The organism is Stenotrophomonas sp. RIT309, assembly GCF_000632045.1.
Classification (GTDB): Bacteria; Pseudomonadota; Gammaproteobacteria; order Xanthomonadales; family Xanthomonadaceae; genus Stenotrophomonas; species Stenotrophomonas indicatrix.
In genome coordinates, this window is record NZ_JFYS01000008.1 from 16,397 (window position 1) to 39,274 (window position 22,878).

At 64.6% G+C, this 22,878-nt stretch carries 26 protein-coding genes; 12 read left to right on the plus strand and 14 right to left on the minus strand.

Annotation, left to right across the window (positions count from 1 at the left end; genetic code table 11):
• Positions 1 to 67 precede the first annotated feature (67 nt).
• On the plus strand, positions 68 to 445 hold the full coding sequence (locus BW38_RS14575; protein WP_025879198.1) for a MerC domain-containing protein: 378 nt from the start codon (positions 68 to 70) through the stop codon (positions 443 to 445).
• Positions 446 to 521: 76 nt separating this feature from the next.
• Here BW38_RS14575 and BW38_RS14570 read toward each other — a convergent pair whose 3' ends face one another.
• Complete coding sequence (locus tag BW38_RS14570) at positions 522 to 806, minus strand: metal/formaldehyde-sensitive transcriptional repressor (protein WP_032975559.1); 285 nt, start codon at positions 804 to 806, stop codon at positions 522 to 524.
• A 50-nt stretch (positions 807 to 856) separates the two neighbouring features.
• On the opposite strand from BW38_RS14570, the gene dmeF reads away from it, so the two are divergent.
• The 3 genes from dmeF to BW38_RS14555 all read left to right on the plus strand — a co-directional run bounded on the left by dmeF (position 857) and on the right by BW38_RS14555 (position 3,322).
• Complete coding sequence (gene dmeF / locus BW38_RS14565) at positions 857 to 1,828, plus strand: CDF family Co(II)/Ni(II) efflux transporter DmeF (protein ID WP_032975561.1); 972 nt, start codon at positions 857 to 859, stop codon at positions 1,826 to 1,828.
• Positions 1,829 to 1,920: 92 nt separating this feature from the next.
• The gene (locus BW38_RS14560; protein ID WP_032975562.1) at positions 1,921 to 2,337 is read left to right on the plus strand and encodes a hypothetical protein; all 417 of its coding nucleotides are present in this window, start codon (positions 1,921 to 1,923) and stop codon (positions 2,335 to 2,337) included.
• Between the two features lie 142 nt (positions 2,338 to 2,479).
• Complete coding sequence (locus BW38_RS14555; protein WP_032975563.1) at positions 2,480 to 3,322, plus strand: MnmC family methyltransferase; 843 nt, start codon at positions 2,480 to 2,482, stop codon at positions 3,320 to 3,322.
• Positions 3,323 to 3,325: 3 nt separating this feature from the next.
• On the opposite strand, the gene BW38_RS14550 is transcribed toward BW38_RS14555, so the two are convergent.
• From BW38_RS14550 to BW38_RS14540, 3 genes are all read right to left on the minus strand, one after another.
• Positions 3,326 to 4,294 carry a polysaccharide deacetylase family protein gene (locus tag BW38_RS14550; RefSeq protein ID WP_032975564.1) on the minus strand — a complete coding sequence of 323 codons (969 nt, stop codon included), beginning with the start codon at positions 4,292 to 4,294 and terminating at the stop codon, positions 3,326 to 3,328.
• 88 nt (positions 4,295 to 4,382) lie between these two features.
• The gene (locus BW38_RS14545) at positions 4,383 to 4,928 is read right to left on the minus strand and encodes an RNA 2'-phosphotransferase (protein WP_032975639.1); all 546 of its coding nucleotides are present in this window, start codon (positions 4,926 to 4,928) and stop codon (positions 4,383 to 4,385) included.
• Positions 4,929 to 4,984: 56 nt separating this feature from the next.
• Entirely contained in the window at positions 4,985 to 5,629 is a 645-nt protein-coding gene (locus BW38_RS14540; protein WP_032975565.1) for a hypothetical protein, read from the minus strand.
• 92 nt (positions 5,630 to 5,721) lie between these two features.
• On the opposite strand from BW38_RS14540, the gene BW38_RS14535 reads away from it, so the two are divergent.
• The gene (locus tag BW38_RS14535) at positions 5,722 to 6,438 is read left to right on the plus strand and encodes a hypothetical protein (RefSeq protein WP_152543286.1); all 717 of its coding nucleotides are present in this window, start codon (positions 5,722 to 5,724) and stop codon (positions 6,436 to 6,438) included.
• A 4-nt stretch (positions 6,439 to 6,442) separates the two neighbouring features.
• Here BW38_RS14535 and BW38_RS21990 read toward each other — a convergent pair whose 3' ends face one another.
• Together BW38_RS21990 and BW38_RS14530 are read right to left on the minus strand one after the other, a co-directional pair.
• Entirely contained in the window at positions 6,443 to 6,613 is a 171-nt protein-coding gene (locus tag BW38_RS21990) for a hypothetical protein (protein WP_099782623.1), read from the minus strand.
• A 24-nt stretch (positions 6,614 to 6,637) separates the two neighbouring features.
• Entirely contained in the window at positions 6,638 to 7,450 is an 813-nt protein-coding gene (locus BW38_RS14530; protein WP_032975567.1) for an alpha/beta hydrolase, read from the minus strand.
• A 228-nt stretch (positions 7,451 to 7,678) separates the two neighbouring features.
• Here BW38_RS14530 and BW38_RS14525 point away from each other — a divergent pair, with 228 nt between their 5' ends.
• Positions 7,679 to 8,158, plus strand: a complete 480-nt coding sequence (locus BW38_RS14525) for a DUF4440 domain-containing protein (protein WP_032975568.1) — start codon at positions 7,679 to 7,681, stop codon at positions 8,156 to 8,158.
• Between the two features lie 22 nt (positions 8,159 to 8,180).
• On the opposite strand, the gene BW38_RS14520 is transcribed toward BW38_RS14525, so the two are convergent.
• On the minus strand, positions 8,181 to 8,639 hold the full coding sequence (locus tag BW38_RS14520) for a hypothetical protein (protein WP_152543287.1): 459 nt from the start codon (positions 8,637 to 8,639) through the stop codon (positions 8,181 to 8,183).
• A gap of 234 nt (positions 8,640 to 8,873) precedes the next feature.
• Between BW38_RS14520 and BW38_RS14515 the strand changes: the two genes are divergently transcribed.
• Complete coding sequence (locus tag BW38_RS14515; RefSeq protein ID WP_032975570.1) at positions 8,874 to 9,272, plus strand: XVIPCD domain-containing protein; 399 nt, start codon at positions 8,874 to 8,876, stop codon at positions 9,270 to 9,272.
• 47 nt (positions 9,273 to 9,319) lie between these two features.
• Here BW38_RS14515 and BW38_RS14510 read toward each other — a convergent pair whose 3' ends face one another.
• The 6 genes from BW38_RS14510 to BW38_RS14485 form a co-directional block, all read right to left on the minus strand.
• Complete coding sequence (locus BW38_RS14510) at positions 9,320 to 10,420, minus strand: hypothetical protein (RefSeq protein ID WP_032975571.1); 1,101 nt, start codon at positions 10,418 to 10,420, stop codon at positions 9,320 to 9,322.
• A 40-nt stretch (positions 10,421 to 10,460) separates the two neighbouring features.
• Entirely contained in the window at positions 10,461 to 11,036 is a 576-nt protein-coding gene (locus tag BW38_RS14505; protein ID WP_032975572.1) for a hypothetical protein, read from the minus strand.
• Positions 11,037 to 11,179: 143 nt separating this feature from the next.
• Entirely contained in the window at positions 11,180 to 12,328 is a 1,149-nt protein-coding gene (locus BW38_RS14500) for a YncE family protein (protein WP_032975573.1), read from the minus strand.
• A gap of 179 nt (positions 12,329 to 12,507) precedes the next feature.
• Entirely contained in the window at positions 12,508 to 13,515 is a 1,008-nt protein-coding gene (locus tag BW38_RS14495) for an XVIPCD domain-containing protein (RefSeq protein WP_032975575.1), read from the minus strand.
• Between the two features lie 3 nt (positions 13,516 to 13,518).
• The gene (locus BW38_RS14490) at positions 13,519 to 14,145 is read right to left on the minus strand and encodes a hypothetical protein (protein ID WP_032975576.1); all 627 of its coding nucleotides are present in this window, start codon (positions 14,143 to 14,145) and stop codon (positions 13,519 to 13,521) included.
• On the minus strand, positions 14,145 to 15,071 hold the full coding sequence (locus BW38_RS14485; protein WP_032975577.1) for an XVIPCD domain-containing protein: 927 nt from the start codon (positions 15,069 to 15,071) through the stop codon (positions 14,145 to 14,147). The genes BW38_RS14490 and BW38_RS14485 overlap by 1 nt, the downstream gene beginning before the upstream one ends.
• A gap of 495 nt (positions 15,072 to 15,566) precedes the next feature.
• Between BW38_RS14485 and BW38_RS14480 the strand changes: the two genes are divergently transcribed.
• The 3 genes from BW38_RS14480 to BW38_RS0120560 all read left to right on the plus strand — a co-directional run bounded on the left by BW38_RS14480 (position 15,567) and on the right by BW38_RS0120560 (position 19,746).
• Positions 15,567 to 16,076 (plus strand): hypothetical protein, encoded by a 510-nt coding sequence (locus BW38_RS14480; protein ID WP_032975578.1) that lies wholly within the window; start codon positions 15,567 to 15,569, stop codon positions 16,074 to 16,076.
• Between the two features lie 173 nt (positions 16,077 to 16,249).
• Positions 16,250 to 16,750 carry a hypothetical protein gene (locus tag BW38_RS14475; protein ID WP_032975579.1) on the plus strand — a complete coding sequence of 167 codons (501 nt, stop codon included), beginning with the start codon at positions 16,250 to 16,252 and terminating at the stop codon, positions 16,748 to 16,750.
• Between the two features lie 11 nt (positions 16,751 to 16,761).
• A complete protein-coding gene (locus BW38_RS0120560; protein ID WP_152543288.1) occupies positions 16,762 to 19,746 on the plus strand; it encodes an XVIPCD domain-containing protein in 2,985 nt (994 codons plus the stop codon).
• A gap of 33 nt (positions 19,747 to 19,779) precedes the next feature.
• On the opposite strand, the gene BW38_RS14470 is transcribed toward BW38_RS0120560, so the two are convergent.
• The gene (locus BW38_RS14470; RefSeq protein ID WP_032975583.1) at positions 19,780 to 20,379 is read right to left on the minus strand and encodes a hypothetical protein; all 600 of its coding nucleotides are present in this window, start codon (positions 20,377 to 20,379) and stop codon (positions 19,780 to 19,782) included.
• 228 nt (positions 20,380 to 20,607) lie between these two features.
• On the opposite strand from BW38_RS14470, the gene BW38_RS21420 reads away from it, so the two are divergent.
• Together BW38_RS21420 and BW38_RS14465 are read left to right on the plus strand one after the other, a co-directional pair.
• A complete protein-coding gene (locus BW38_RS21420; protein WP_161763229.1) occupies positions 20,608 to 21,039 on the plus strand; it encodes a TonB family protein in 432 nt (143 codons plus the stop codon).
• A 78-nt stretch (positions 21,040 to 21,117) separates the two neighbouring features.
• On the plus strand, positions 21,118 to 22,752 hold the full coding sequence (locus BW38_RS14465; RefSeq protein WP_152543289.1) for a hypothetical protein: 1,635 nt from the start codon (positions 21,118 to 21,120) through the stop codon (positions 22,750 to 22,752).
• Positions 22,753 to 22,878: the final 126 nt, after the last annotated feature.

Consider the following 22,878-nt stretch of genomic DNA (forward strand, 5'->3'; position numbering starts at 1 on the left):
GGAGCGGGCTGGCTGCGGAATGGAAATGTTACTGTATAACAATTGTCGCGCAAGGAATCCTCCCCGCATGAAGTCGCCCTCTGCCGCCCTGCTTGATGCCGGCGCCGTCGCCCTGTCCAGCCTGTGCCTGCTGCATTGCCTGGCGCTGCCCCTGCTGGCGGCCGCACTGCCGCTGTTCGGCGTCTGGGCCGAAGCGGAGTGGGTGCACCTGGTCTTCGTCGCCATCGCGCTGCCGATGACCGGCTTTGCCCTGTGGCGCGCCGAACGCCGCCAGCCGCTGCCTGCGCTGGCATGGCTGAGCGCGGGCATGGGCCTGGCACTGTTGATGGCCGGGGCGCTGGCACTGCCCTCGCACGCCTGGGAGACCCCGCTGACGGTCACCGGCAGCCTGCTGCTGGCCGCCACGCACCTGTGGAACGCGCAGCACCGGCACCGCAGAAGCTAGTGCCGGCCGCTGGTCGGCAACTGCAGGCATCGTCCGCAGGTCATGAGGTTGCCGGCCAGCGGCCGGCACTACCCAGCTATTTGCCGTAACGCCGCAGCAGTTCCACCAGTACCTCGGCTTCGGCCGCCCGTTGCGCCGGGTCGTCCGCGCCCACCACGTGTTCCTGCAGATGCTCGTGCAGCAGTTCCATCAGCAGGCTGTGGGCAGCGCCACGCACGGCCGCCACCTGCACCAGCACATCGGCGCAGTCGCCTGCCTCGCCCTCGGGCGTGTTCAATGCCTGTTCCAGCGCCGCCACCTGCCCGCCGATGCGACGCACCCGGGTCAGCAGCTGCTTTCGATTTCTGTGTACATGGGCCATGGCAGGATCATATACCCTATGAGGGTATCCACCCAAGCCTGACCGCCGCCATGCACCTGGACGCCCTCGCCGCCGCCCGCCGCCACGAGCACCGCTTCGACGACGGCAATCCGCTGGCCGAACGCAACACCCGCCGCGCGATGTGGCTCACCGTCAGCATGATGCTGGTGGAGATCGTCGGTGGCTGGTGGTTCAACTCCATGGCCGTGCTGGCCGACGGCTGGCACATGAGCTCGCACGCGCTGGCACTGGGCCTGTCGGTGTTCGCCTATCGCTGCGCACGGCGCTACGCGCACGATCCGCGCTTCGCCTTCGGCACCTGGAAGATCGAGATCCTGGCCGGCTATACCAGCGCCATCGCCCTGCTCGGCGTCGCCGCGCTGATGGCCGTGCAATCGCTGGAACGCCTGTGGGTGCCCGCGCCCATCCACTACAACGAAGCCATCGCCATCGCCGCGGTCGGCCTGGGTGTGAACCTGCTGTGCGCGTGGTGGCTGCACGACAGCCCCGGCCACGCCCACCACCACCATGGACACGGGCACGACCATCATCATGGGCATGACCACGATCATGGCCACGACCATTCCCACGGCCACGACCTCAACCTGCGTTCGGCCTACGTGCACGTGCTGGCCGACGCCGCCACCTCGGTGCTGGCCATCGTCGCCCTGCTGGGCGGCAAGCTGCTCGGCCTGACCTGGCTGGATCCGGTGATGGGCCTGGTCGGCGCGGTGCTGGTCACCGTCTGGGCAATCGGCCTGCTGCGCGACAGCGGCCGCATCCTGCTCGACGCGCAGATGGATGCGCCGGTGGTGGCCGAGGTACGCGAAGTGATCGAGCAGGGTCCGTGGCCGGCACGCCTGGCCGACCTGCACGTGTGGCAGGTGGGGCGCGGCAAGTACGCCGTCGCCGCCAGCGTGGTCACCAGTGATGCCACGCTGGATCCGGATACCGTGCGCCAGGCGCTGGCGATCCACGAGGAACTGGTGCACATCACTGTGGAGATCCACCGCAGCGCGTGACGCCAGCAGGGCGACGGTTCTTGCCGAAAATCTGTACCGGCCACGGCTGCGTGCTGCCTACACTGGCCGCACCTGCCCCGTCGGGACATCCCATGCGCACGCTCCGCCTGCTGCTGCCCGGTGCCCTCCTGCTGCTGGTGGCCTGTTCCGGCGACACCCAGCTGCCGTTCTCCTCCGACCCGATGCTCGGCTGCTTCGCCACCAGCCCGCGCAAGTCCGCCGAGTTCCGCATCGAAAAGGAAGCAAGCCAGTACTTCGTCTCGTTCGAACGCGATGGCCACTGGCAGCGCGAACCCAATGCGCTGTACAAAGCCAGCCGCAGCGACATCCAGCAGTACTTCCGCGATGACGCCGACCAGATCGACAGCGCACTGATCAGGATGGCCGGCGGCTTCGGCATCTTCCGCGTCAAGGACGGCGCCACGCTGAAGGCCCGGGCACGCGACAGCGACTACATGGCGCTGCTGCTGATCGGCGCCGGACCGGTGTATGCGGTGAAGTGCGGATAGCGTGCAGGCCTTCTCATGGCGGGCATCTGGATGGGTGCGCTTCGGGACGTCGCAGGCGGTGTGGCAGTGGTTCCTGCCGCCGCCTTCAGCTCTGCAACAGCTGCGGTACCATGCCCTCCCCCGAATCCTCCCGCTACCCACCGTGCCCCACTACTCCGGCCCCCTGCTGACCCGCGACAGCGCTGACACCCTGCGCCGTGCCCACGACAAGGGCGCCACCGAATGGTCGGGCTCGCTCGATCTGGGCCGCAGCGAAGCGGCGGTACAGCTGGATGCCGAGGGTTTCACCTTCCGCGGCCAGCACTACCCGTGGCCGGGCAAGCTGAAGGACCGCACGCTGTACTACTGGGATGGCGAGGAGTTCTGCTCCATCTCCCGCTTCAGCGGCTCGCTGATCAAGCTGGTGCCGACCGAGTGGGGCGCACCGACCTTCGAGATCGACGGCATCAAGATGCTGCCGACCTCCAAGCTGTCGCCGTTCGAGGACGCGCGCCGCAAGGTCGAGCTGGTCGCCCCGGCGGGCAAAAGCCTCCTCGATACCTGCGGTGGGCTTGGCTACTTCGCCGCCTGCGCACTGGAGGCCGGCGTCGGCCAGATCCGCTCGTTCGAAAAGAACGCCGACGTGATGTGGCTGCGCACGCTCAATCCGTGGTCGCCCGATCCTGACTCAGCCGCCGCGGGCGGCCGCCTGCACTTCAGCCACGGCGACGTCTCGCAGCAGATCGAACAGGTCGCCAGCAACAGCGTCGATGCGGTCCTGCACGACCCGCCGCGCTTCGGCATTGCCGGCGAACTGTACTCGCAGGTGTTCTACGACCATCTCGCCCGCGTCATCCGCAAGGGTGGCCGCCTGTTCCACTACACCGGCGCGCCGAACAAGCTGACCAGCGGCCGCGACGTGCCGCGCGAAGTGGCCAAGCGCCTGGAAAAGGCCGGCTTCAAGGCCGAGCTGGCGCTCGATGGCGTGCTGGCCGTCAAGCGCTGAGGCTCACTCGCCTTCCACCTTGGCCAGCTTCATCACCCACTTCGGTACTTCCGGCTCGCCGGCGTAGAACGCCTTGGGCTTGTTCTCGGCCATCGCCCAGCGGTGCAGCCAGCTCGGCCCATAGCGACCACTGTAGCCCTCGGCGCCGCGCGCATAGGCGGGGTCGCGCACGGCTTCTTCCAGCGACACGAAGCGATAGCCACGGCGCTTGGTGGCCGCCACCAGCTCGGCGAACGTCGCCGCGTTGAGCTCGTTGGCATGCATCAGCCACACCTGCGGCACCGCATACCCCAGCAGCGCCTGTGACTGCTGCTCGTAGTAATCCACCTTGTTCAGCATGTACGGCACATAGCCCTTGCGCAGGCTCGCCAGCGTCGCCTCGCGCTGCGGTGAATCGGGCTGCTCGTTCATCACGTTGGCATAGGCGAAGGCCCATACCCACTCACCGTTGTCGACCGTCACCGGCGCAACGCGGTAGCCGTGCTGCTTGAAGAACACGTCCATCGCCACGCGGTCTTCCGGCGTACGGCCCGCACGCAGGTAAGGGTGGCGCATCCATTGCGGCGTCTGCCCACGCTCGGCCAGCAGCGGCCGCAGCACCTGCTCGCCGCGCAGGAAGTCCTGCTGGAATGCCGCTACGCCTTTGGCGTTGAGGTCCATGTGCGACCAGGTGTGGTTGCCGAGTTCGTAGCCGGCATCCAACCAGTCGCGCAGCATCTGCACGCGCGCCGGCTGCACCTGGCCATCCACTTCCAGCTTGTTTTCGTTGACGAAGCCCACCACCGGCACATCGGCCTGGCGCAGCTGCGCCATCAGTGCGGCATGGCGTGCCTGCAGATCGGCCGGCACGATTTCATCCAGGCGCGCCCACGGCAGATCGTCAATGGTCACCGCGATGCGCCGATCGACTTCGGCAGCGTGGACAGTCAATGACAACAACAGCAACGGCAACGCACGCAGGAGCAGACGCATCGGTACATCCATGGGTCGAGGATGCAGCGACTGTAACGCGATTGGGCCTTGCCGCCGAGTGTGGACCCGGCCGCAGCGCCAGAGGGGGTCAGTCGGCGATGTACTGCGGCGGCACGTGGTCGGTCAACCAGACACCATTGGCCGAGCGGTGGAATACGTGCCCATCGGCATGCATGCGCCCTGCGTGCACGCTGAGGATCACCGGCGCACCGCGGCGAGCACCGACCTGGTGGGCCGTCTCCCGGTCCAGTGACAGATGCACGTGATGGCGCTCGCCCGCATGCAGGCCCTGCTCGCGGATCGAGCCGACGAAGCGCGGCACCGTGCCGTGGTACAGCCACTGCGGCGGCGCCACCGGCAGCAGTCCAAGATCGACCGCGACCGAATGCCCCTGGTTTGCGCGGATACGCTGGCCATCATCGCTCAGTGCAAAGCGTTGCTTGTTGCAGCTCGCCACGATGTGCTGCAGTCCGCCACGGTCGAGCGCGTGCCCGTGTGCAGCCAGCTTCTGCAGCAGTTCGTCGACGTTGGCCCAGCCCTGGCCGTCCAGGATCAACCCGATTTTCCCGGGTTCATGGCGCAGCACCAGGCTGAGGAACTTGCTGGTCTGCTTGGATGAAGTTTCCGTATTCATCTGCATAGCGTGCCGCAAAAGCGCCAGTTGGTGCCAGTCAGCGGCCCGCGCCAGCTTCAGAACCGGCTCAGCTGAGAGGTAGTGCGCCACAGCCACAGGCCGACCACCATCGCTGCCATCAGCAGTCCGCACAGGATGATGGCCAGCGCATCAGGTGCGTGCGGCGGCGTCAGGTCGGCCCTGGCGAAGATCTGCAACAGCCATCGCCGTATCGAGGACGGGAGCGCATGTCCGTCTGGTGTCAGGTCTGTCATGCATGCTGCAGGCAGCGCAGTGGTGATGCCCGCCCACACATGCTCATACAGTCGAAGCATCACGCTCGCCAGCAGCAGCGCCGCCGCATGCAGGGCAAGCAGGCCCCAAGCGCTGCGGCGCAGCGGTGCATCCACATGGCGCAGCCAGTGCACGCAGACCAGCAGCGTACCCAGCAGGGCCAGCACCAGCGTTGCCATCGGCAGCCAGCACAGCGGCTGCCAGTCGTCCAGCGCGCCTGCACGTGCCAACAGCTGCTCGGCAACCAGTATCCGGGCAGCAGGATCGGCGCCGCCGCAGGCCAAAGACAGGGGCTCCAGCAGCAGGGCCACGCGCTGGTGGAAATGGCCTGCGGCCAAGCCCACCGACAGCAGCGCCAGCACCTGCAGCAGCAACAACATCAGGCCGGCGCCAAAGAAGCGTCCGAGGCGGGCAGTGAAGGCGGTCATCGACGTAGTCCCAGCGAGTGACGCGCATGCTAGCCAAGCCAACGGCCGCTGTCGGCTGGCAGATGCGACACGACCTTGGAGGATGCGCGATCATGTCCACTTCTTCAGGAGAGCTGGCGATGGTAGGGCTGTATCTGCTGGTGCGTGCCCTGCTGCCGGTTCTGCTTGGCGGGTTGGTTGCGATGCTTGGCGCACGCGTGATCAATGCGCGGCTGGCCCGTCTTCCGCCGCGCGTGATTGCACTGCCGGATGACAGCCTGCTGCCCAGCCCCGCAGCACAGCGACGTTATCGCCGCATGCGTCGGCGCAGACCGCGCCTGCAGCACTTCACCCAGCCGCCCAAGGTGCCGCGCAGTTGGGTCCTGCTCGCAGCAATGGCGTTCATCGGCACGGTGGGCCTGACCGTCTACCTGATGCCCGATGGCGCCCGCTTCCAGGTGCTGGTCGAGAGCACCTTGGGATATCCCTCCACCGTCATCGAAGTCCGCGCGCCCATGCAGCGGCAGCTGCAGTTGCTGGATGCCTGCGCCCCCGTGCTGCATCGCACTGTCCGCCCCATCACCATGCGCTACCGCAGAACCCGCACCGGCAATCCGGTCGAGGTACACGGGGTACTGCCGGTGCAGGTGCGGCACCGGGGAACGCTGCTGCAGGTGGCCACGGCGCAGCCGGTGGATGCGGCCCTGCTGCGCGATGCCCTGCACCAGTGCAGCGCATCGTCCAACGTTACGCTGACGATACAGCCGCGCACCGTCGCGCCATGGCGGGAATGGGGTTGGCAGCCGTGGCCGGGGCGCAACAGTCAGTAAGGCTTCAACCGCGCGGCAGTTTCGCCGCCCACATGTTGTCCACCAGGTTCGGGTAACGGCGCCCGTTCTCCTCTGCCCGCTGCCGCGCCGCCGCCTTCTGCGCCTCCGTCAGCGGCTGCGTCTTCTGGCCCTTCGGGTTGGGCTTCTTCCAGGGCGGCGTGCGGGCAGTGGGCATGTGCGGATGATGCCGTAGTGGGTGTTACTTCTTCAGGAATTCCAGCAGTGCCAGATTGAAGTCATCGGCGTGGCTGGTATTGCAGCCATGAGGTGCATTCTTCAGCACCACCACCTCGCTGCCGGCGATGGCCGCATGCGTGCGCTTGCCCGAACCTTCGAACGGCACCGTCGCATCGCTGTCACCGTGCAGCACCAGCGTCGGTACGGTCACCTTCTTCAGGTCCGCACGGAAATCGGTGGTGGCGAACGCCTTCATGCACCCCAGCGCAGCGGTCTGGTCAGATTGATGGGCAAGCGCGATGGCGGCCTGGCGCTCGTCCTCGGTGACCATCAGCTTGCCGTCGGCACTGAAGAAATCGCGGGTAAAGCCGTCGAAGAACGACTCCCGGTCCTTCTCCAGCCCCTGGCGCATCTCATCCGCCTTTTCCTGGGTCAGCGGCCCTTCGGGATTGTCCGCGCCCTTCAACAGGTACGGCGGCACAGCCGCAGCGAACACCACGCTGTGCAGGCGGTCTTCACCATGGTTGGCGATGTAGCGCGCCACTTCGCCACCGCCCATCGAGAAGCCGACCAGGGTGACATCGCGCAGGTCGCGTTCGTCGATCAGGCCGGCCAGGTCAGCGGCCAATGTGTCGTACTCGTAGCCATCGGCGGGCTTGTCCGAGCGCCCGAAGCCGCGACGGTCGTAACTGATCACCCGGTAACCGGCATCGCGCAGCAGCGGCACCTGCGCCTTCCAGGATTCGGCAGACAACGGCCAGCCATGGATCAGGACGACCGGGCGGCCGGTGCCGCCGGTGTCTTCAATGTGCAGTCGGACGGAGGAGGTAGCCATGGGAACTCCCGGGGGAAAGAGGAACCCAGCCTAGGCAATCGCACCGGAGCCGCCCGTGATGGATCCGGCTCAGGCCATGACATCGCGTACACGGGCACCGGTCAGCCGGCACATCGGTTCGCACCCGCATGGACGGCATTGGTCGGCCCTGCGCCGGTTTCGTCACGCCCCGCTTACCGTGCGCCATCGCCCATGCCAGTCTGCGCCAGACCTCAATGGAGCCACGCCATGCTGCTCGCCCTGCCCCTGCTCGCCGCCGCCGTCGCCGGCACCTCCCCCACCAGCGACACCCTGCGCGAGCAGATCCGCGCGGCCGACACGCAGCTGTTCGCCGTGGCCTTCGATGCCTGCGATGCCGACAGGGCCGCCGCGATGACCACCGAAGACATGGAGTTCTTCCATGACAAGGACGGCAAGTCCGCCAACAGCCGCGAGGACTTCCGCCGCAGCGTGGCCACCCTGTGCGACAACGCGCGTAAGGGAGGCTGGCACCTGCGGCGCGAGCTGGTGGAGAGCTCACTGCAGGTCTTTCCGCTGCAGGACGATCGCGCCCTGGAAATGGGCGATCACCGCTTCCATGAGCGCGGCGCCGATGGCGTTGAACGCTGGACCGGCCAGGCCCGTTTCATCCAGGTCTGGCGCCGCGTGAACGGTCAATGGCAGGCCGAGCGGGTGATCAGTTACGACCACCACCCGGCAGACAAATAAATATCACCACCGCAGCGCCCGCTCAGTCGCGCAGGTTGCTGGCGCGCGTCAGCATCCAGCAGCCGTAGCGGCGCGCGAAGGTGTAGGTATCGCGCTCGGCGTCGCTGCCGAAGGTCACGCGCTGCCCGTTGTCATCGATCGCTTCGATGCGTGTGGGCGCGTTGTAGGTGCCGGCGCGCATGCGCTCCAGCGCGGCCGGATCGCGGCTGACCGGTGAAGGCACGAACAGATTGAACGCGGCCAGGTAGCGGTAGCTGAAACGTTTCAACCGCGCGGCACCCTGCTCCAGCACGACGTGCGTGGGCGCCAGCCCCTCGTGGTCATCGCGCACGGTGTGCATCGGCACCTCGTACTCCAGTGGGTCGGAGGTGTAACGCAGGCGCACCCGGTCATCGGCCGGGTCGGCGAAGCGTTGCAGGAAACGGGTGAAGTCCTGCGAAGGGCAAGCGGGATCGTCCGCCGCCACGGGCGTGTCAGCCACCGCAATACCTGCGCAGGCCCACAGCCCCATGCCCAGCAGCAACCGCACAGCCGCCTGCCCCCGTATCCGGTTTGTCTCCCCGTGCACCACCTTCTCCCTCCATCCCATTGCAGCCGGGCGCCATCCCCTGCGCCCCGGGCCACAGGCTAGCAACAAAGCGGTTACCGGCGCAGCCGGCGACCGCTTTACACTGGCCACATCCGGCCACACGGTAGCGGCCACAAGGAGCCTCCAATGACCCCTGATGAATCCCTGCACCAGCAGATCCGCCAGAACGTAGCCGCACTGGACGAGAAGCACGGCCGTGCGTTCGACGCCACCAGCGAGAACGTGGCCGCCAGCCTGGCCGTCAAAGCCCGCGAACAGGGTCTGGAACGCGCCGACCACGTGGTGGTGAGCAACGCCACGGCCAACCTCCCGGCCGGGCACAACATCTTCGTGGTGCAGGGCGACCCGGCCAACCCGGCGCACCTGCGGGCGATGCTACCGACCGCCGTGGCAGCGCAGACGCCGGCCGAGCAGTCACTGCAGAAGCTGGGGCTGGGCGGGCAGCAGCCGGTGCAGGCCGAGCAGCAGACGCTGGATGCACAGGCGCAGGATCAGCAGCAGAACCCTGCGCATCGCATGGGGTGAATGCCGTCAGGCGTCGATGCCGTCGACGCCTGTCGCATGGGCCGGTATCAGCCCATTCGGGGCTGAGCGTGCTGCGTCTGCTGCAGCAGCTGTTCTTCCTGCGCAACGCGGCTGGACTCACGGCCCTGATGCTGCACGCTGGCTTGCTGGTACACCTCTTCAACCGTGCCCTGCTGGGCATCGGCCAGCGAAAGACGCTGGCGGTTCGCTGCAGGGTCCGGTGAGGCGGTGTCGCCCGTGCGCTGCAGGAAGACATAGCCCGGCGAATTCACCGCACCGCCACTGCTGAAGGCCACCTGCAAGGTATCGCGTTCGGTGTAGCCACCCTGCACCGCCAATCGCGTCAGGTGGCCCGCCAACAGCTCGGGCTGCTGTCCCGGCGGCAACCCTTGGCGCTCGGCCGCGTCCCCCAGCGCCGCACGCACCCGCTGGTCCAGCGGATGCAATGTGTCACCCGGCACACGTGCGTCGTTGGCCAACCGCTCACCGCTGCGCTCACCGATGTCGTCGTTCTCGCTCAGCAAGCGATGCTTCCACGTGCGCTCGGGCATCGGATTGGTCTTCGTGCGATTGAGATCGCTGTTCGGGAACGGCGGCTCGATGCTGTCCACGCCGTGGATGTTGCGCAGCGGGCGAAAACCGTCCTTGCCCGCGCCCTTGCTGTCCAGGGGAATGCGGACATCCGGAAAGAGCTGCCCTGCGGGACCTCCAAAAGCATTCACGTCGATGCTTCTTTTCCGCTCGATGCCAGCGTGGTTCAGCGCTTCCCAGGTGAAGTCCACGCAGTTGTGGCGCACGTCCTCGTAGTGCTTGCTGAAGCCGAACTTCTCCGGGTCCGAGCCGAAGGCCTCAAGCTTCTTGTACTGCTCCTCGCTTATCTCGAGGGTGCGGGTGTAGCGTGGGTCCTTATAGACATCTGCGTCATCCGGCATGATGTCACCGGGCCCGTTGATGCTTCCGTGTACCTTGGGCGCGAACCCGAAACTCTTCGCGGGCTCGCCTGATGCATGCAGGACATAAAACATATGACCTGGAGAGGATGTCTGCGGAACACCGTCAAGGACCTCCTGTCGACCGGTCTTCGGGTCCATCAGAGGCGTGCCAGGTGCGGCGATGACGATCTCTACGGTATAGCGCGGCTTATCCATAAGGTGGCTCCTTCAGTTCCTTCCAAGAGTGAGGTGCTGACTACTTTCCAACCGGGCGGGCGGCGTGAACCTTCAAACGAGCCGAATAGTGCTTCAACTCGGCGCTGGGCTGAACCGTGCGCACATCCAGCCGGTAACGGGCATCAAGATCCAACGGCAGGGCAACGATGCTCCATCGATACTGGCCACCGCTGCCCGCGCTTAACGCTGCATAGCGCCAGGCAGCGGATGTGTGCCATGCAGGAAGCGGCTTCCCCGCGTTGAGCGCGAGTGCCTGGTAGCTGTCATGGGTGGGAACGTCCTGCCAGGCACCTGCGCCCCATCGCTGCAATGACACCTCAAAGGGAAGATTCAACTTGCGCATGTCCGGTTCGCCGTTCTCGCGCCCGCCCTGCCGCTGCACCTCAAGCTCCAGCGCATAGGTGCGGCCTGGATCGAAATTGCGCGCATTCGTCTCGAACTCGAACCGCACCTCCTGGCCGGGCTGATCCACCGTAATCGGCTGCGTCAGTTCCAGTGGTTCGGGTGGCTCCGGGATGCGGCTGGAACAGGCACCCAGCACGGTGCTCAAGATGATCAACAGGCCAACGCGCAGCCAGCGGTGGATACCCAGCATGTTCAGATCCTTTGGCTCCCTGCCATGGGTTTCAACCCTAGCGGGTTGGCGGTGGGGACCGCAACCGGGCAAAGAAAAAGGCAGGGCAAAAAGCCCTGCCCCTTTCCAGCAGCCAGCTGCCGGGCATGACCCGGCACCATCCCTTACAGCTGGATCCGCGCCACGCTCTCGTCCGAGCCCTTGGCATCCTTCTCGCCGTTCTTGATGCTCACGTACAGCACGTTGTTCTTCGCATCCAGCGCCAGGCTGTTCGGGTGCGTCGGCACGGCGTAGGTCGCCACCTTCTGGTAGCTGTCGCTGTTGTACGCGGTCACCGTCCCGGCTTCGCGGTTGGTCACGTACAGGCGCTTGCGCGGTGCATCCAGCAGGATGCCCAGCGGGCCGGCGTCGGTCGGGATGCTGGCCAGTTCCTTGCCATTGCTGCGGTCGAGCACCAGCACGCGCTGGCCCGGGTGCTTGCTGACCAGCCCGCTGCTCTTGGCCTGGTAGCCACGCAGCATTTCCGAGCCCTGGTCGGTCACGAACAGGCGCTTGCCGGCCGGGTCCAGCGCGATGTTCATCGGCTGCTCGGCGGCGATCTTGTGCTGGGCTTCCACCTTGTTGGAGTCGGTGCCGACCACCACCAGATCGGCCAGCAGATTGCTGGTGTACACGCGCTTGTTGGCGGCATCCAGCGCCAGGCCCGGCGCCTTGGCATTACCCAGGCCCGGAATGGTGTTGATCACCTTCAGGGTGTTGGTATCGATCACGAACAGCACGCTGCTCACATCCGGCTGGCTGCTGTGGCCGGTCACGTACAGGCGGTTGGCGGCGCTGTCGACCACCAGCTCGCGCAGGTCGTGGGTGTAGGCGGCCTTGCCGTCCTTGCCGGTCTTCTTCTCCATCAGCTGCACGGTGCCGATGGCCTTGTTCTGTGCGGTGTCGACCACGGTTACCGACAGGTCCACGGTGTTGCCCACGTACAGGCGGTCGTGGGCGTCATCCAGCACCACGCCGAACGCCTTGCGCTCCAGCGGGATGCGGGTTTCCACGGCCAACGTGGTCGGGTTCAGGCGCAGCACCTGGGCCGGGCCGGCGTTGTCACCGAAGCCACCGGACGAGGCAACGAACACGGCGTTCTGCTTGGGGCTGTAAGCCAGCTCGTACAGGCCCTGGGCGATGGCCTGGCGCTGCACGGCGGTGGCGGGGCTGGTGGCGGCGGCGGCTTCGGCGGCGAAGGCGGTCGGAGCACCGAGGCTCAGCGACACGGCGACGGCCAGCGCGGCCGAACGGAAAAGGGAATTGCGGATCATGCGAGCGTCCTTCAATGGGCACGGAGGGTGTCCTGGCTCGCGGGGCCGTTCTTCGACGGCCCGGCCCTGCATCTGTCTGCGCGGGGTGGGCTGGCTGGGTAGCGCGGGAATGGTAGCAGGTAGGGGCCGTGGCGTCCGCCTGCGGATGCATGGCGGACGCGCTGTTCGGCGCTGGACGCCTAGACCATGCGCGGGGCGTGCGCCTGGGCCAGCTGCTGCTCTTCCTGTTGACGCTGGGCATCACGCTGCGGCTGTGCCTGCGCCAGTTGCTCGATGCGCTCGAACGAGGCGGCCACCGGCGTCTGCGCGGCGACGTCTGCCGGCAGACTGGCGCGCTGATGCGCCGGGTCGCTGCGATCGCCCTGCACGATGAAGAGGTTGGGGGCGGCATCGCCACGGCGCTCGCCGAGCAGCACATCGTCTACGCGCGTGAACTGCTGCTCCTTGGAGAGTGCCAGGAGGCTTGCGCTGACGTTGCCGCTCTGGGCGCCGAAGGCTCCGAGGTCGGCCACCTGCTGGTGAAGCTGATTGAGGCGAGTGTGATCGGCGTGGGATGGATCGGCGGGGGTTCCGCTCAAGGGATGGGCATCCTGCGTCCGCTCGCCATTCTGCGAAATCCACCACTGACCGAAGGTCTGCGTCGGCATGTCATTCCACTTCACCTTGTCCAGCTCGCTGTCCTTGACCTGCTGTGGGATAGCGTTGATCGCGGGTATGTTGTCCAACACCTTGATCGAGCCTTCGTAGTTCCTGATCTCACCGGCCAGTCCTACCGGGCGCAGACCAGCGTGGTTCAACGCACCCCAGGCGAAGTCGGTGCAGGCATTGGTGACCAGGTTGTAGTTGTTCTTGTCGAAGCCGTGCTTTTCCGGGGCTTCAGCGAACTCCATGATCTTGTCGTACTGTTCCCTGCTGATTTCGATCGTGCGCTCGTAGCGCGGATTTCTGTAGACCAGATTGTCGTAGGTATCAACTTCACCTGCGTCCGGGTTGGTTGGTGTGGGCGCGCGCGTATATCCGTAACTTTTTGGATCGCGTCCGCTGCCATCATCGATCGTGAGGAACATGTGCCCCACGGACGAGTTCTCGAGCCGTACTGGCACGGAATCCCTTTCGCCCCAGCGAGGCGTTCCCGGAGCAGCCACATGGATCGTGACGGTGAAACGCTCTGCAGTGTCCTTCTGCATCTCTCATTTTCCCAGTAGTTGGAAGCCGACAATAAGCTCGGCCGATATGTCATTGAGCTGGGGTCGATCCTCCAGCAGGTCCACGGTCAAATGGTATCTACCGGCATCCAGCAGGCCCGCATCGGCCAGTTGCAGCATGTGGTAGTAAACATCCTGCGAGTACAGTCCAGCCTCAATCAGCATCCCGCTTTCAACTTTCCCCTGAACCAACTTGCCGACGTGGCCGTCAGGCGGAAGAGGCTCCATGCTGCGGCCTCCCGGGGCCGTGGTCATCAGTCGCACCGATGTAGCGTGGTCGCCGTCCAGGCGCTCCAGGCGAACGCGCGCGGGGACACCGACGTCCCTTATCCGCTCGGCCTCGGCAAGCAGCGGCTTGACCTCCTGTGCTTGCAGGCGGAACCCGATCTTCAGACTTGGAATCGCGGGAGGTACTGCAGGCGGCAAGTCAAAGGTCACGTCCACGATGCGCCTCGCCTTGTCCAACCGCACGCCTCGCGTGAACGGCACCACGGTACGTGCGTCGGCCTCGGCCCGGGTCAGCAGCTTCGGGGCTTCAGGTGACGAAGTACTGCCGCAGCCCACCAGCAAGGCGAGTACCACCGATGCAACAACTGCACGCACCGCCCGCATCACTGCTCCTTCAGCCGTAGCGAATCAGCCACATCGGTCTGTGCCGCGACCTCCGTAGCGATGCTCGCGCGGCGGTGCCCGGGGTCATCGCGGTCACCCTGCACGATGAAGATGCTCTCCGCCTCGTGGCTGCTCTTGGTAGGCCGGCTGAGCAGCACGTGGTCCACGCGCGACAGGTTGTTCTGCTTGGCCAACACCAGCAGGCTGGCGCTGATGCGCTGGCTGGTGTCGTCGAAGGTGCGCCCGTGTGCAGCGTCCAGCTCGGCCACCTTCTGGATCAGCTGCGCGAACAGCCGGTGATCCGGGTGCGAGGGGTCCAGCAGCGTGCCGGCCACTTCCATCGGGCTGGGCGGCGGCTCGTCGCTCGGGCGACCGCCTTCGCGGTGCAGCTCGGCCTCGCGTTCGGGCATCGGGTGGTGCTGTTCGCCATTCAGCTCGCTGGCCGGGAATGGCGCCGCAATGCACTGGATTTCCGGCAGGTTGAACAGCACCGCGAACTCGCCCAGATTGCTGCCGCCATCCAGCGGTGCCGGCTGCGAATGCAGGCCGGCATAGTGCAGCGCGGCCCAGACGAAATCGCTGCAGCGGTTGATGGTGGCCGGGCGATCGACATCGAAGCCGAACTCGGCCGGCTCCTCGGCGAAATCGCGCAGGCAGCCGTAGTGCTCTTCGCTGATCTCCAGGGTGCGGCTGTAGTACGGGTCGCGGTGCTCGTCGGCGTCGTCGTGTACGACCTCGGCGTACTGCACACCGGCAGCAGCCTCATCGGGTAGCAGGCGCGGCGGTGCGAAGCCGTAGCTGTGTACCTCCTCGCCGGCGGCGGTCTGGAAATACATGTGGCCGCGCGGCGAGCTGCCGCCGCTGTTCAGCGGGGTGCCGGGCGCGGCCAGAAAGAGGGTTACCGTGTAGCGTGTTGCTTGCTCCATGCCTGCTCAGCCTTGTTGGGTACTGCGGTCCTGGCCGGATGATCGCATAGGTGGGTTCGCGGGCAGGTGGAGGCGGCCTGGGTGACGGGATTGGCTCGCTGAATGTGTGAACCAGCGAACATTCCGCTAGCCCATGGGAGCTGGAATGTGGAGTGTGGCGGTAGTGGGTCGTATAGTCCTGAAATACAGAGCAATGGAATTGCTGATGAACACATCCTTGTCAATCTCCGCGCCGCAACTGGCGAAGAATTTACCCACCGGACGGGACCGCCAGCAGAAGCCGATCTGTCGCGATTGGCCAAGAATGATCCTTACGGGTACTGATCTCCGCCAAAGACGCGACGCCAGTTCCAGACCCTGCGCTGTTCTGGCCGGAATCGGGTTACGGCGAACGACGTAATCTCCTACTCTTCTGCCGACTTACGCCAATAGGCGGAAGCCAGCAGAGTGAAGACACGGCACATCCATCATCAATGCCAGCTTCAGGAAAAGACAATGCCCATTGAGTTCAGGCCGGATTCCAACTCAGCATTCGACGCATCTAGCGCAGTAAGAATTTCCTTCCCAAGAGCCCTGCCTGCCACCCTGTCCGACGGGAGCGAAGTCATTGAGTACCAATATACGTTCCGTCATGACGGAGAGCGGATTGCTTCGCTTGGCATCTTCGGCACTGAAGCGCTAGCGGTTCACGAAAACGGCCGTGAGCGAATTTACACCTTAGATCTTAGCGCCAGTGAAATACTGAATTCGATCATCGATTTCAAGGAAGAAATAGGAAACAAGGAGGATGTTTCGGCATTCATCCGTGCTGTTGCACAGGGGCTGGTTAATGTTTTTTCCAATCAACCCAGCATCTTTGAGAGCATTCGCTACATCGCCGTAGCTCGGATTGATTCATTGAACCAACTCGGCATCGCGACACCTGATGACAGCCTGAAGCTACGCGATGGAGTAGTACTCTTGGCCAGCCTGCTTGTTCCGCGGAAGCAGGCTGAGGCTAGGTGATATGCCACAGTTCAGACCGATTGGCCCCAGGCCTCCCCGTCACAATGCTCATGGCGCAGAAGTCGCATTCAGCCTGCACGGCGTCACCTTTGAAGGCATGCCATCGTCAAAGGCTGGGCTGACCGAAACCGTGCAACTCAATCTTCGACCAACAAGGCCTTCCAGGAAGAACGATGCCGATCCGATTCAAGCCCGTCGAGAACACCGCGTTTGACCCAGAAAGCGGCGTGACCATTTCCTTCCCAAGAATTCTGCCCGCGACCAGGCGGGATGGAAGCGACGCAATAGAGTATCAGTACATGTTCCGTCGTAATGAGCAGCGTGTTGGCGCGACAGGATTCTTCGGCACCGAGCAGGTCGTCGAACAGCATGCAGGTCGCGAAGTTCGCTACACGCTGGAATTGAGTCCGCATCAGGTGCTCGAGTCCATCCTTAGGCTGCAGAAGGCGTTGGGGAACACCGATGAAAAGTACTCCTTCATCTGCAGCGTTGCGGAAGGGTTGGTGAACGTATTCTCTGGGCAGGCCAGCAGTCCGGAGAGTCGCCGCTATTTGGCCATGGCCAGGGTTGACGAGCTGCTCCGGCTAGGAATATCACCACCTGAAAATTCCACGCGACTACCGAATGACTGGCTCATTCTCGCAGAGCTTCACGTTCCTTCCCGTGATCGTTGAGGTGATGCGGCGTGCCCACGTTCTCGTTTGATGACTTCGCGCTTACGACGTTGAATCCCGCAAAGAATTTGGGGGATGGCAGCCTGCTTTCCGATCAGCAGAAGGCAGTCGTTCTTGACTACCTAAAATCCCCGGGCTCGGGACCCGACACGCTCACCAGCTACGAAGATTTTCTCAAGCAGAAGATCGCCACTCATCCACCGAAGCTTCCGCCAGGCATCGATTACCTCGCCTTCTCAGGAGAGGACGGAGCAGGCGTCTCCAACTTCCTGAATGCCAGCGCGTATGCGGAAGACGCGGACTACAGGGCTGGAATCATTGGTGACACGCCTTGGGGAAAATACATCGTCGATGCAGGAAATCGCCCTTCCAAGCATCCGGACTTCCTGACGATTACGGATAAGTTTGAAAGTTTCATGAAGGTGCAAGGCTTCGTGCCTAGGGGCGATTACAAAGGTGCGCTGCAGGACATCATGTGGAATGCGGGCAGTCCAAAGTATTTCGAGAACGCCATTGCCACGGGTAGGCCCCTGGTGGCATTCGTCGATGGGGCCAAGTCCGGACGTGGCTTCGACAAATTTGAACTGACCACCGCTCTCGACCACCCCACCGTCCGCATCAATGGTTACCCCATAAGCGAATTCGGCCCAGAGCCTCTGGCCTTTGCAATCCAATCTGCCGCCGAGTACCAAACCCTCGAGCGCACCCTCGCACAGCACGCCACCACGAACACCGGTCATGCGGTCGATGTGGCCCAGGTGCGCCTGCACCTCAAGCCCATCGATGGCTATGACGCCGTCAGCAAGACGCTTTTCGAAAAACCGCTGCACGACTTCAGTTCACTCAATCTCAGCGAGATGTCGACCACGCGCGCGGAATGGGTCGCTGCTCGCTCGGCGCTGTCTACCGGGCCTCGTCTGTTCGCCGATCTGCCTGAGCCAACGCCGCATTCAACGCTGCAACCGGGCGCGCCACGCGGGCCTCCGGGTGCGGCAACAGCAGCCGAAGCTGTACCCCACGGCGTAAACCCCGGCATGAAGGCCTTGGGCGTTGCCGGCGTCGCCTTGATGGCGCATGACTTCGCCACCTCCGGCCATAAATGGGTGGAACTGAACTCGCAAGGAAACACCGCAGGCGCAGACTCAACCTCGGCGCACTTCGTCGGCCGCAACCTGGGCGGCGCGCTCGGCGGCTTCGCAGCAGGTGCAGGCATTGGCCTTGTATCCGGCTCGTGGACGGGCCCGGGCGCTGTCGTCGCTGGCATCGGTGGCGGTGTGCTGGGCGCCCATCTGGGTGAGAAGTGGGCCGAACAGAAGGACATCGAGCGGGTCTATATCCAGCAGGATCCATTGCAGCGCACCTGGGCGCGCAACCCGGCAGACCCGGATGGCCGCTGGTTGCGCAGCGCCGAGCAACAGCAAGTTCAGAGCGCTGATCTGGGGACTGGCGTGGAAGTACGGCCAGTACAAACGGCGCAGGGCGCCGATGTCACCTTCAGCGCCGACTATGTGGCCACTGGCACGCTGGAGCGCCAATTGAACTGGCAGGCCGCCCGCGCCTCCTACGAGCTGGGCCTGGCCAACCTTCCGCCGCCACGGGATCCCTATCGACTGAGTGCCAGCGGCTTGAAAGAGCCGCCACCCAGCGCCTTCGAGACCGGAAGAGAGTTCGTGCGCGACACCGTATCGCGGCAATGGGAGCTGGAGATAAAGGAGGTCGTAGATGGGCGCACGCCCATCACGCGCCGCGAGCCTGTTCCGCCGGAACGCGAACCCGCCTTGGATGAGCAGTCGCGCACCGTCATCGCACAGAACGCGGCCAACACCAAGGCGGCCGTGGCCGCGCGGTACATGGTGGCCCACGAGCAAGGCCGTTGGAGTGATTTCGGCGACGCCCAGAACCCGTCCATCCCGCAGGCAATCCGCGATGCGCAGGACAGCGCCAACACTCTGCGTGCGAGCGACGGCCGTAGCTACAGCCGCCAGGCGGATGGCCAGTGGCTGCACGAGGGCGTGGTCTACAACAGCCAGGCCAATCGCAACGTCGGCGATGAACTGGAAATCACTTGGCAGAGCCAGAACGCCGGCATTGCGGACATGGGCAGGATGGCCGAACAGATCAAGGCCACCGTGCACATCGCGCCTGAGGGTGTGCGCGGGCAGGTGGAATCGCTGTACGCGAAACATGGCATTCCGCGCACCGAGGAGCAGCTTGCCGCCACCACCGCCGCAGTTGAACAGAATCTTGCCGCCGTTGGAAAACAGGCCGACATCACGCTGGAGCTGATGCCCGATCCACGCACACACGCGCCCAGCCCGGACAGCGCCATCGCGTCCTTCGGCACTGCAGCGGGCAACCGTATGGTGCTGACCTCCACCACCACCGTGGAGGACATGGCGAGGATGCAATCGGTCCATCGGTCGCCATCCCCTCCCCTGCCGCAGGCAGAGGGACAGCAACGCGAACAACCGACTATCCCCGCCGTGGTGCAGGAGCAGGAACACCCCGCCCATGCGGCGTACGACCAGGCACGCAAGGCCGTGGAGGATTCCCAGACCGCAGGTGGCCCGCTGTCGCCGGGTCACCCTGACCACCCGCTCTACGAGCAGATACGCGACGGTGTTGCGGCACTGGATGCCAAACACGGGCGCAGCTTCGACGCGATCAGCGAGCGGATGAGCGCCAGCCTGTTGGTGCTGGCCAAAGACAACGATCTGTCGCGCGTAGACCACGTGCTGCTGAGCAACGCGACCGTGCAGAACCCTGCGGGACATACGGTGTTTCTGGTGCAGGGCGAGTTAAATGATCCCTCGCATGCACGGGCCTCGATGCCGACAGCGCAGGCTGCTCAGACACCAGTCGAGCAATCGCTGCAGCAGTACGAGAGCGTGAGCCAGGATGCCCAGCAGCGCGCCATGAGCCGTGAGCTTGAGCAGCAGTCACAGGAGGAGCGCATGCAGCAGGAAGTGAGGGGACGGGCGGCGAGTATGGGGTGATCGCCACGCGTGAGGCCTTGGCTGGCGCCGGCTCTATTTCACGTTGTAGTTGGCGACGAGAAGCTCGATGTTGAGATGTGCAACTTCCGGGTTGCCCTGAAGGTTGGTCACTTTCAGCCGGTACTTCCCGGCTGTCAGATTTCCAGAATCGGCACGGACCACCTCGTATTCCCGGTAGGCCAGTGACATATCGTACTTTCCTGCATTGACCAGACTGTTCGAATCCGCGCCGACGGCATTCCTGTATTCGAATACATCGCCCTTGGCCGGTTGATACCGGCTTCCCTGCCACACAGCGGGCAGATCGCGATTCAAGGCGTGCAGCGCGATGGGCATCTCGGTGTTGCCATCCAGCTTCCAAAGCTGCACCTTCAGGGGAATCCGGGCGTCTTCGAGGAAGTCGACATCTCCCGGTCTCATGTCCGGGCGCTTGGCAGGCCCACCGGTACGGAAGCCGATGAGGAAGGTGCGAGGTCTGGGATCCTTCTCCCAGGGCGGCGGCACTTCAAAACGCGACTCTACCGTTGCACCTTCATTGACTAGATCCATTGGCTTGGCGACGGGGAAACCATCGCCATACATCTGGGGTGCCTGGGTGCCACAGCCGCCCATAATCAGGGGCAGCAGTACCATCCATGGCCTCAGTGGGTGTCGCATCCGTTCCTCACATTCGGGCACTCACTTGTCGGCAGTTTATACACCGCTCCGGGCGGTTGGACATGAACTTGCTCCACGCACCCCAGCGCTGGGGTGGGAATGTCTACTGGAGCAGCCATGCGTTGGCGAGTCCTTAAGCCATGACGCAAGCGACGATGCAGCTACTATGCTGAGCAGATGCCCAGCCCAACTGCTTTCAACATCATGGCCGCTCGCATCGTCATGGTAGCCGCCGCCCTTGCGCTTACCGGCTGCGCCTCGACGCCGCGCGCGCACTCCACAGCCCCCTCGCCATCGGGGCTGACGAAGGTCTCAACCACGCTCTTCATCGAGCCTAGCGACAACCCCGAGCTTCCGGCACTCCCACCGCCAAAGGTACTGACTTCCCCCGCCCCGCACGTTCCGCCAGATGCAGCGCCTCTGCCACACCCGGCGGAGATGATCCTCGTGGTGGACATCGGCACCGAAGGGCAAGTGCGCAGCGTGATGGTTGCGCGGTCAACATACATGCGGGAATTGGATCGTGTGGCACTGGATGCGCTCCAACAGTGGCGCTTCGAACCTGTCGTGCACGACGGTTCGGCCATCGCGGTGCGTGCGCGGGTCCGCGTGATATTCGAAGCGCGCGGGCGTTGATTCCCACAAACCCCTGAATCTCTCAAGAAACCTCGAAGGCGGCCGCTATTGCCGTTCAAGCGTCCTTTCGAGATTCCGATGAGCACCGAGTACAGCACGCCGCCTGCACAGGCCGTCACCATCAATCCCATGCGGCTGCCGAACACCCTGCATCTCGCGTTGGGCGCATTTGCACTGCTGTTTGGCCTCATCCTGCTGCTCAGCGTCACCAATGCCGATCAGGTTCGCAGCATGGGCATCGGTGCCGTCGGGCGCATGGCCACCGGCATCACGCTGCTGCTGTTCGGTGGCGTGCACATCCGCGAGGCCATGCGCTATTTCCGCTTCACCGTTGTACCCGGTGATTCGGGACTCATCGCCCTCCCCAGCGGCGAAACCGAGCATCGCAGCTACCTGCTCAACGTCATCAACAACGGCATTCCGGTGCGGCAGCGCCCTTCGGGTGCGCTGCTGTCCATGTTCTATGGCCTGGTTCCGCAGCTGATCAACGCGCCACCCACCATCCGCTGGCACGCCGAGGTGCAGCTGCAGCGGGCAATCTACCTGGCCGCGGTGCTGGTCAGCTTCGGCTTGGCGTGGGTCTTTGCACAGCCAACCGCCTTCGCATGGATGGCGGGCTTCTATTTCATTGTCTCGGTGATGCTGCTGCGCCCGTTCGCAACGTTGTCGGCCATTCGCAAGGGCGCCTTGGATGCGGCCAGCAACAACGTTCCCGCACCGCGCTGGCCGGCCATCGTCACGCTGCTGCTGATCTCCATCGCCGGGCCGCTGGCCATCACGCTTTCGCCGGTGCATGTGCCCGTACCGCCGTTCGCGGTTTCCACGGTCGTGCTGCCCACCATCGCCGTGCTCGGTAGCGGCCTCATTGCCAGCGCGCTGTTCACAGTCGCACTGATCTCCCAGACCGGGAGCTACAGCGCGTCGGCAGCACGGCATATCGTGGACGAGAAGATGCAGATGGCAGACCTCAGCGGCGGCCTCCTGCTGCGGCTTTCCAGCCGCATTCCGCAGCCTCATCATCGCTATGTGCATGAGCACAACGTCAGCAAGGACACCTTCGATGGCGAACTGCTGGTGGAAGAAGAACCGAGCGTACGTGCAGACCAGAGCGCGTCGGGGCTGATCGAGGCATTCCGTGCTGCATGGCAGTCGCCCAGCCAGCAACCACTGCTGGCGCTGGGGCTGTTCGGCCTGCTGCTGGGCGTTGTCGGGGTGGTGCTGGCCTTTGTGTATGCGCGCAGCAGCGGCAACGCGATGGTGGGCCTGGTGTCACTGGCCTTCGTCGCCTCCGCACAATTTGCGATGGCATCTGCACACAAGCTGTGGAATCGCGTCGATTTCCAGTCCACGCTGTACCGCATCCGCTACGTCGGCACCTATCATCGCGGCCAACGCGTAGCGGGCAATGCGTACGCGGGCAACGGCATGCTGGCCGAGGGCGCGGTGCGCTTCGGACCAACCCGGGTGGAGGTCTGCGTGGCCCAGGTGACCTCCGTGGCGTTCATGCATGGCGGCATGCGGCATCTGACCGCGGTGGATCTGCAGCACGATGCCAGCAATGCAGTGATTGGCGTGATGCAGGACTACGCGCGCGAAGCGCAGGACTGCGCCAACCAGTTCTACGCACAGGAACACCAGGTGCGCGAGGTGATGAACCATGGCAGCCGCCCGCCCGAGCTGCCGCGCACGCAGCACCCCATGGCTGAGACCTGAGCCATCCACTCCTCCGCGCTGCTTCGGGGCAGGCGGAGGAGGTCTGGGGCGGCCGCGGGGACACGTGCTTCGGGACTACCTTGGCCTGCGCGAGTACGCCACCAACAACTCCGGCCGATAGGGCTT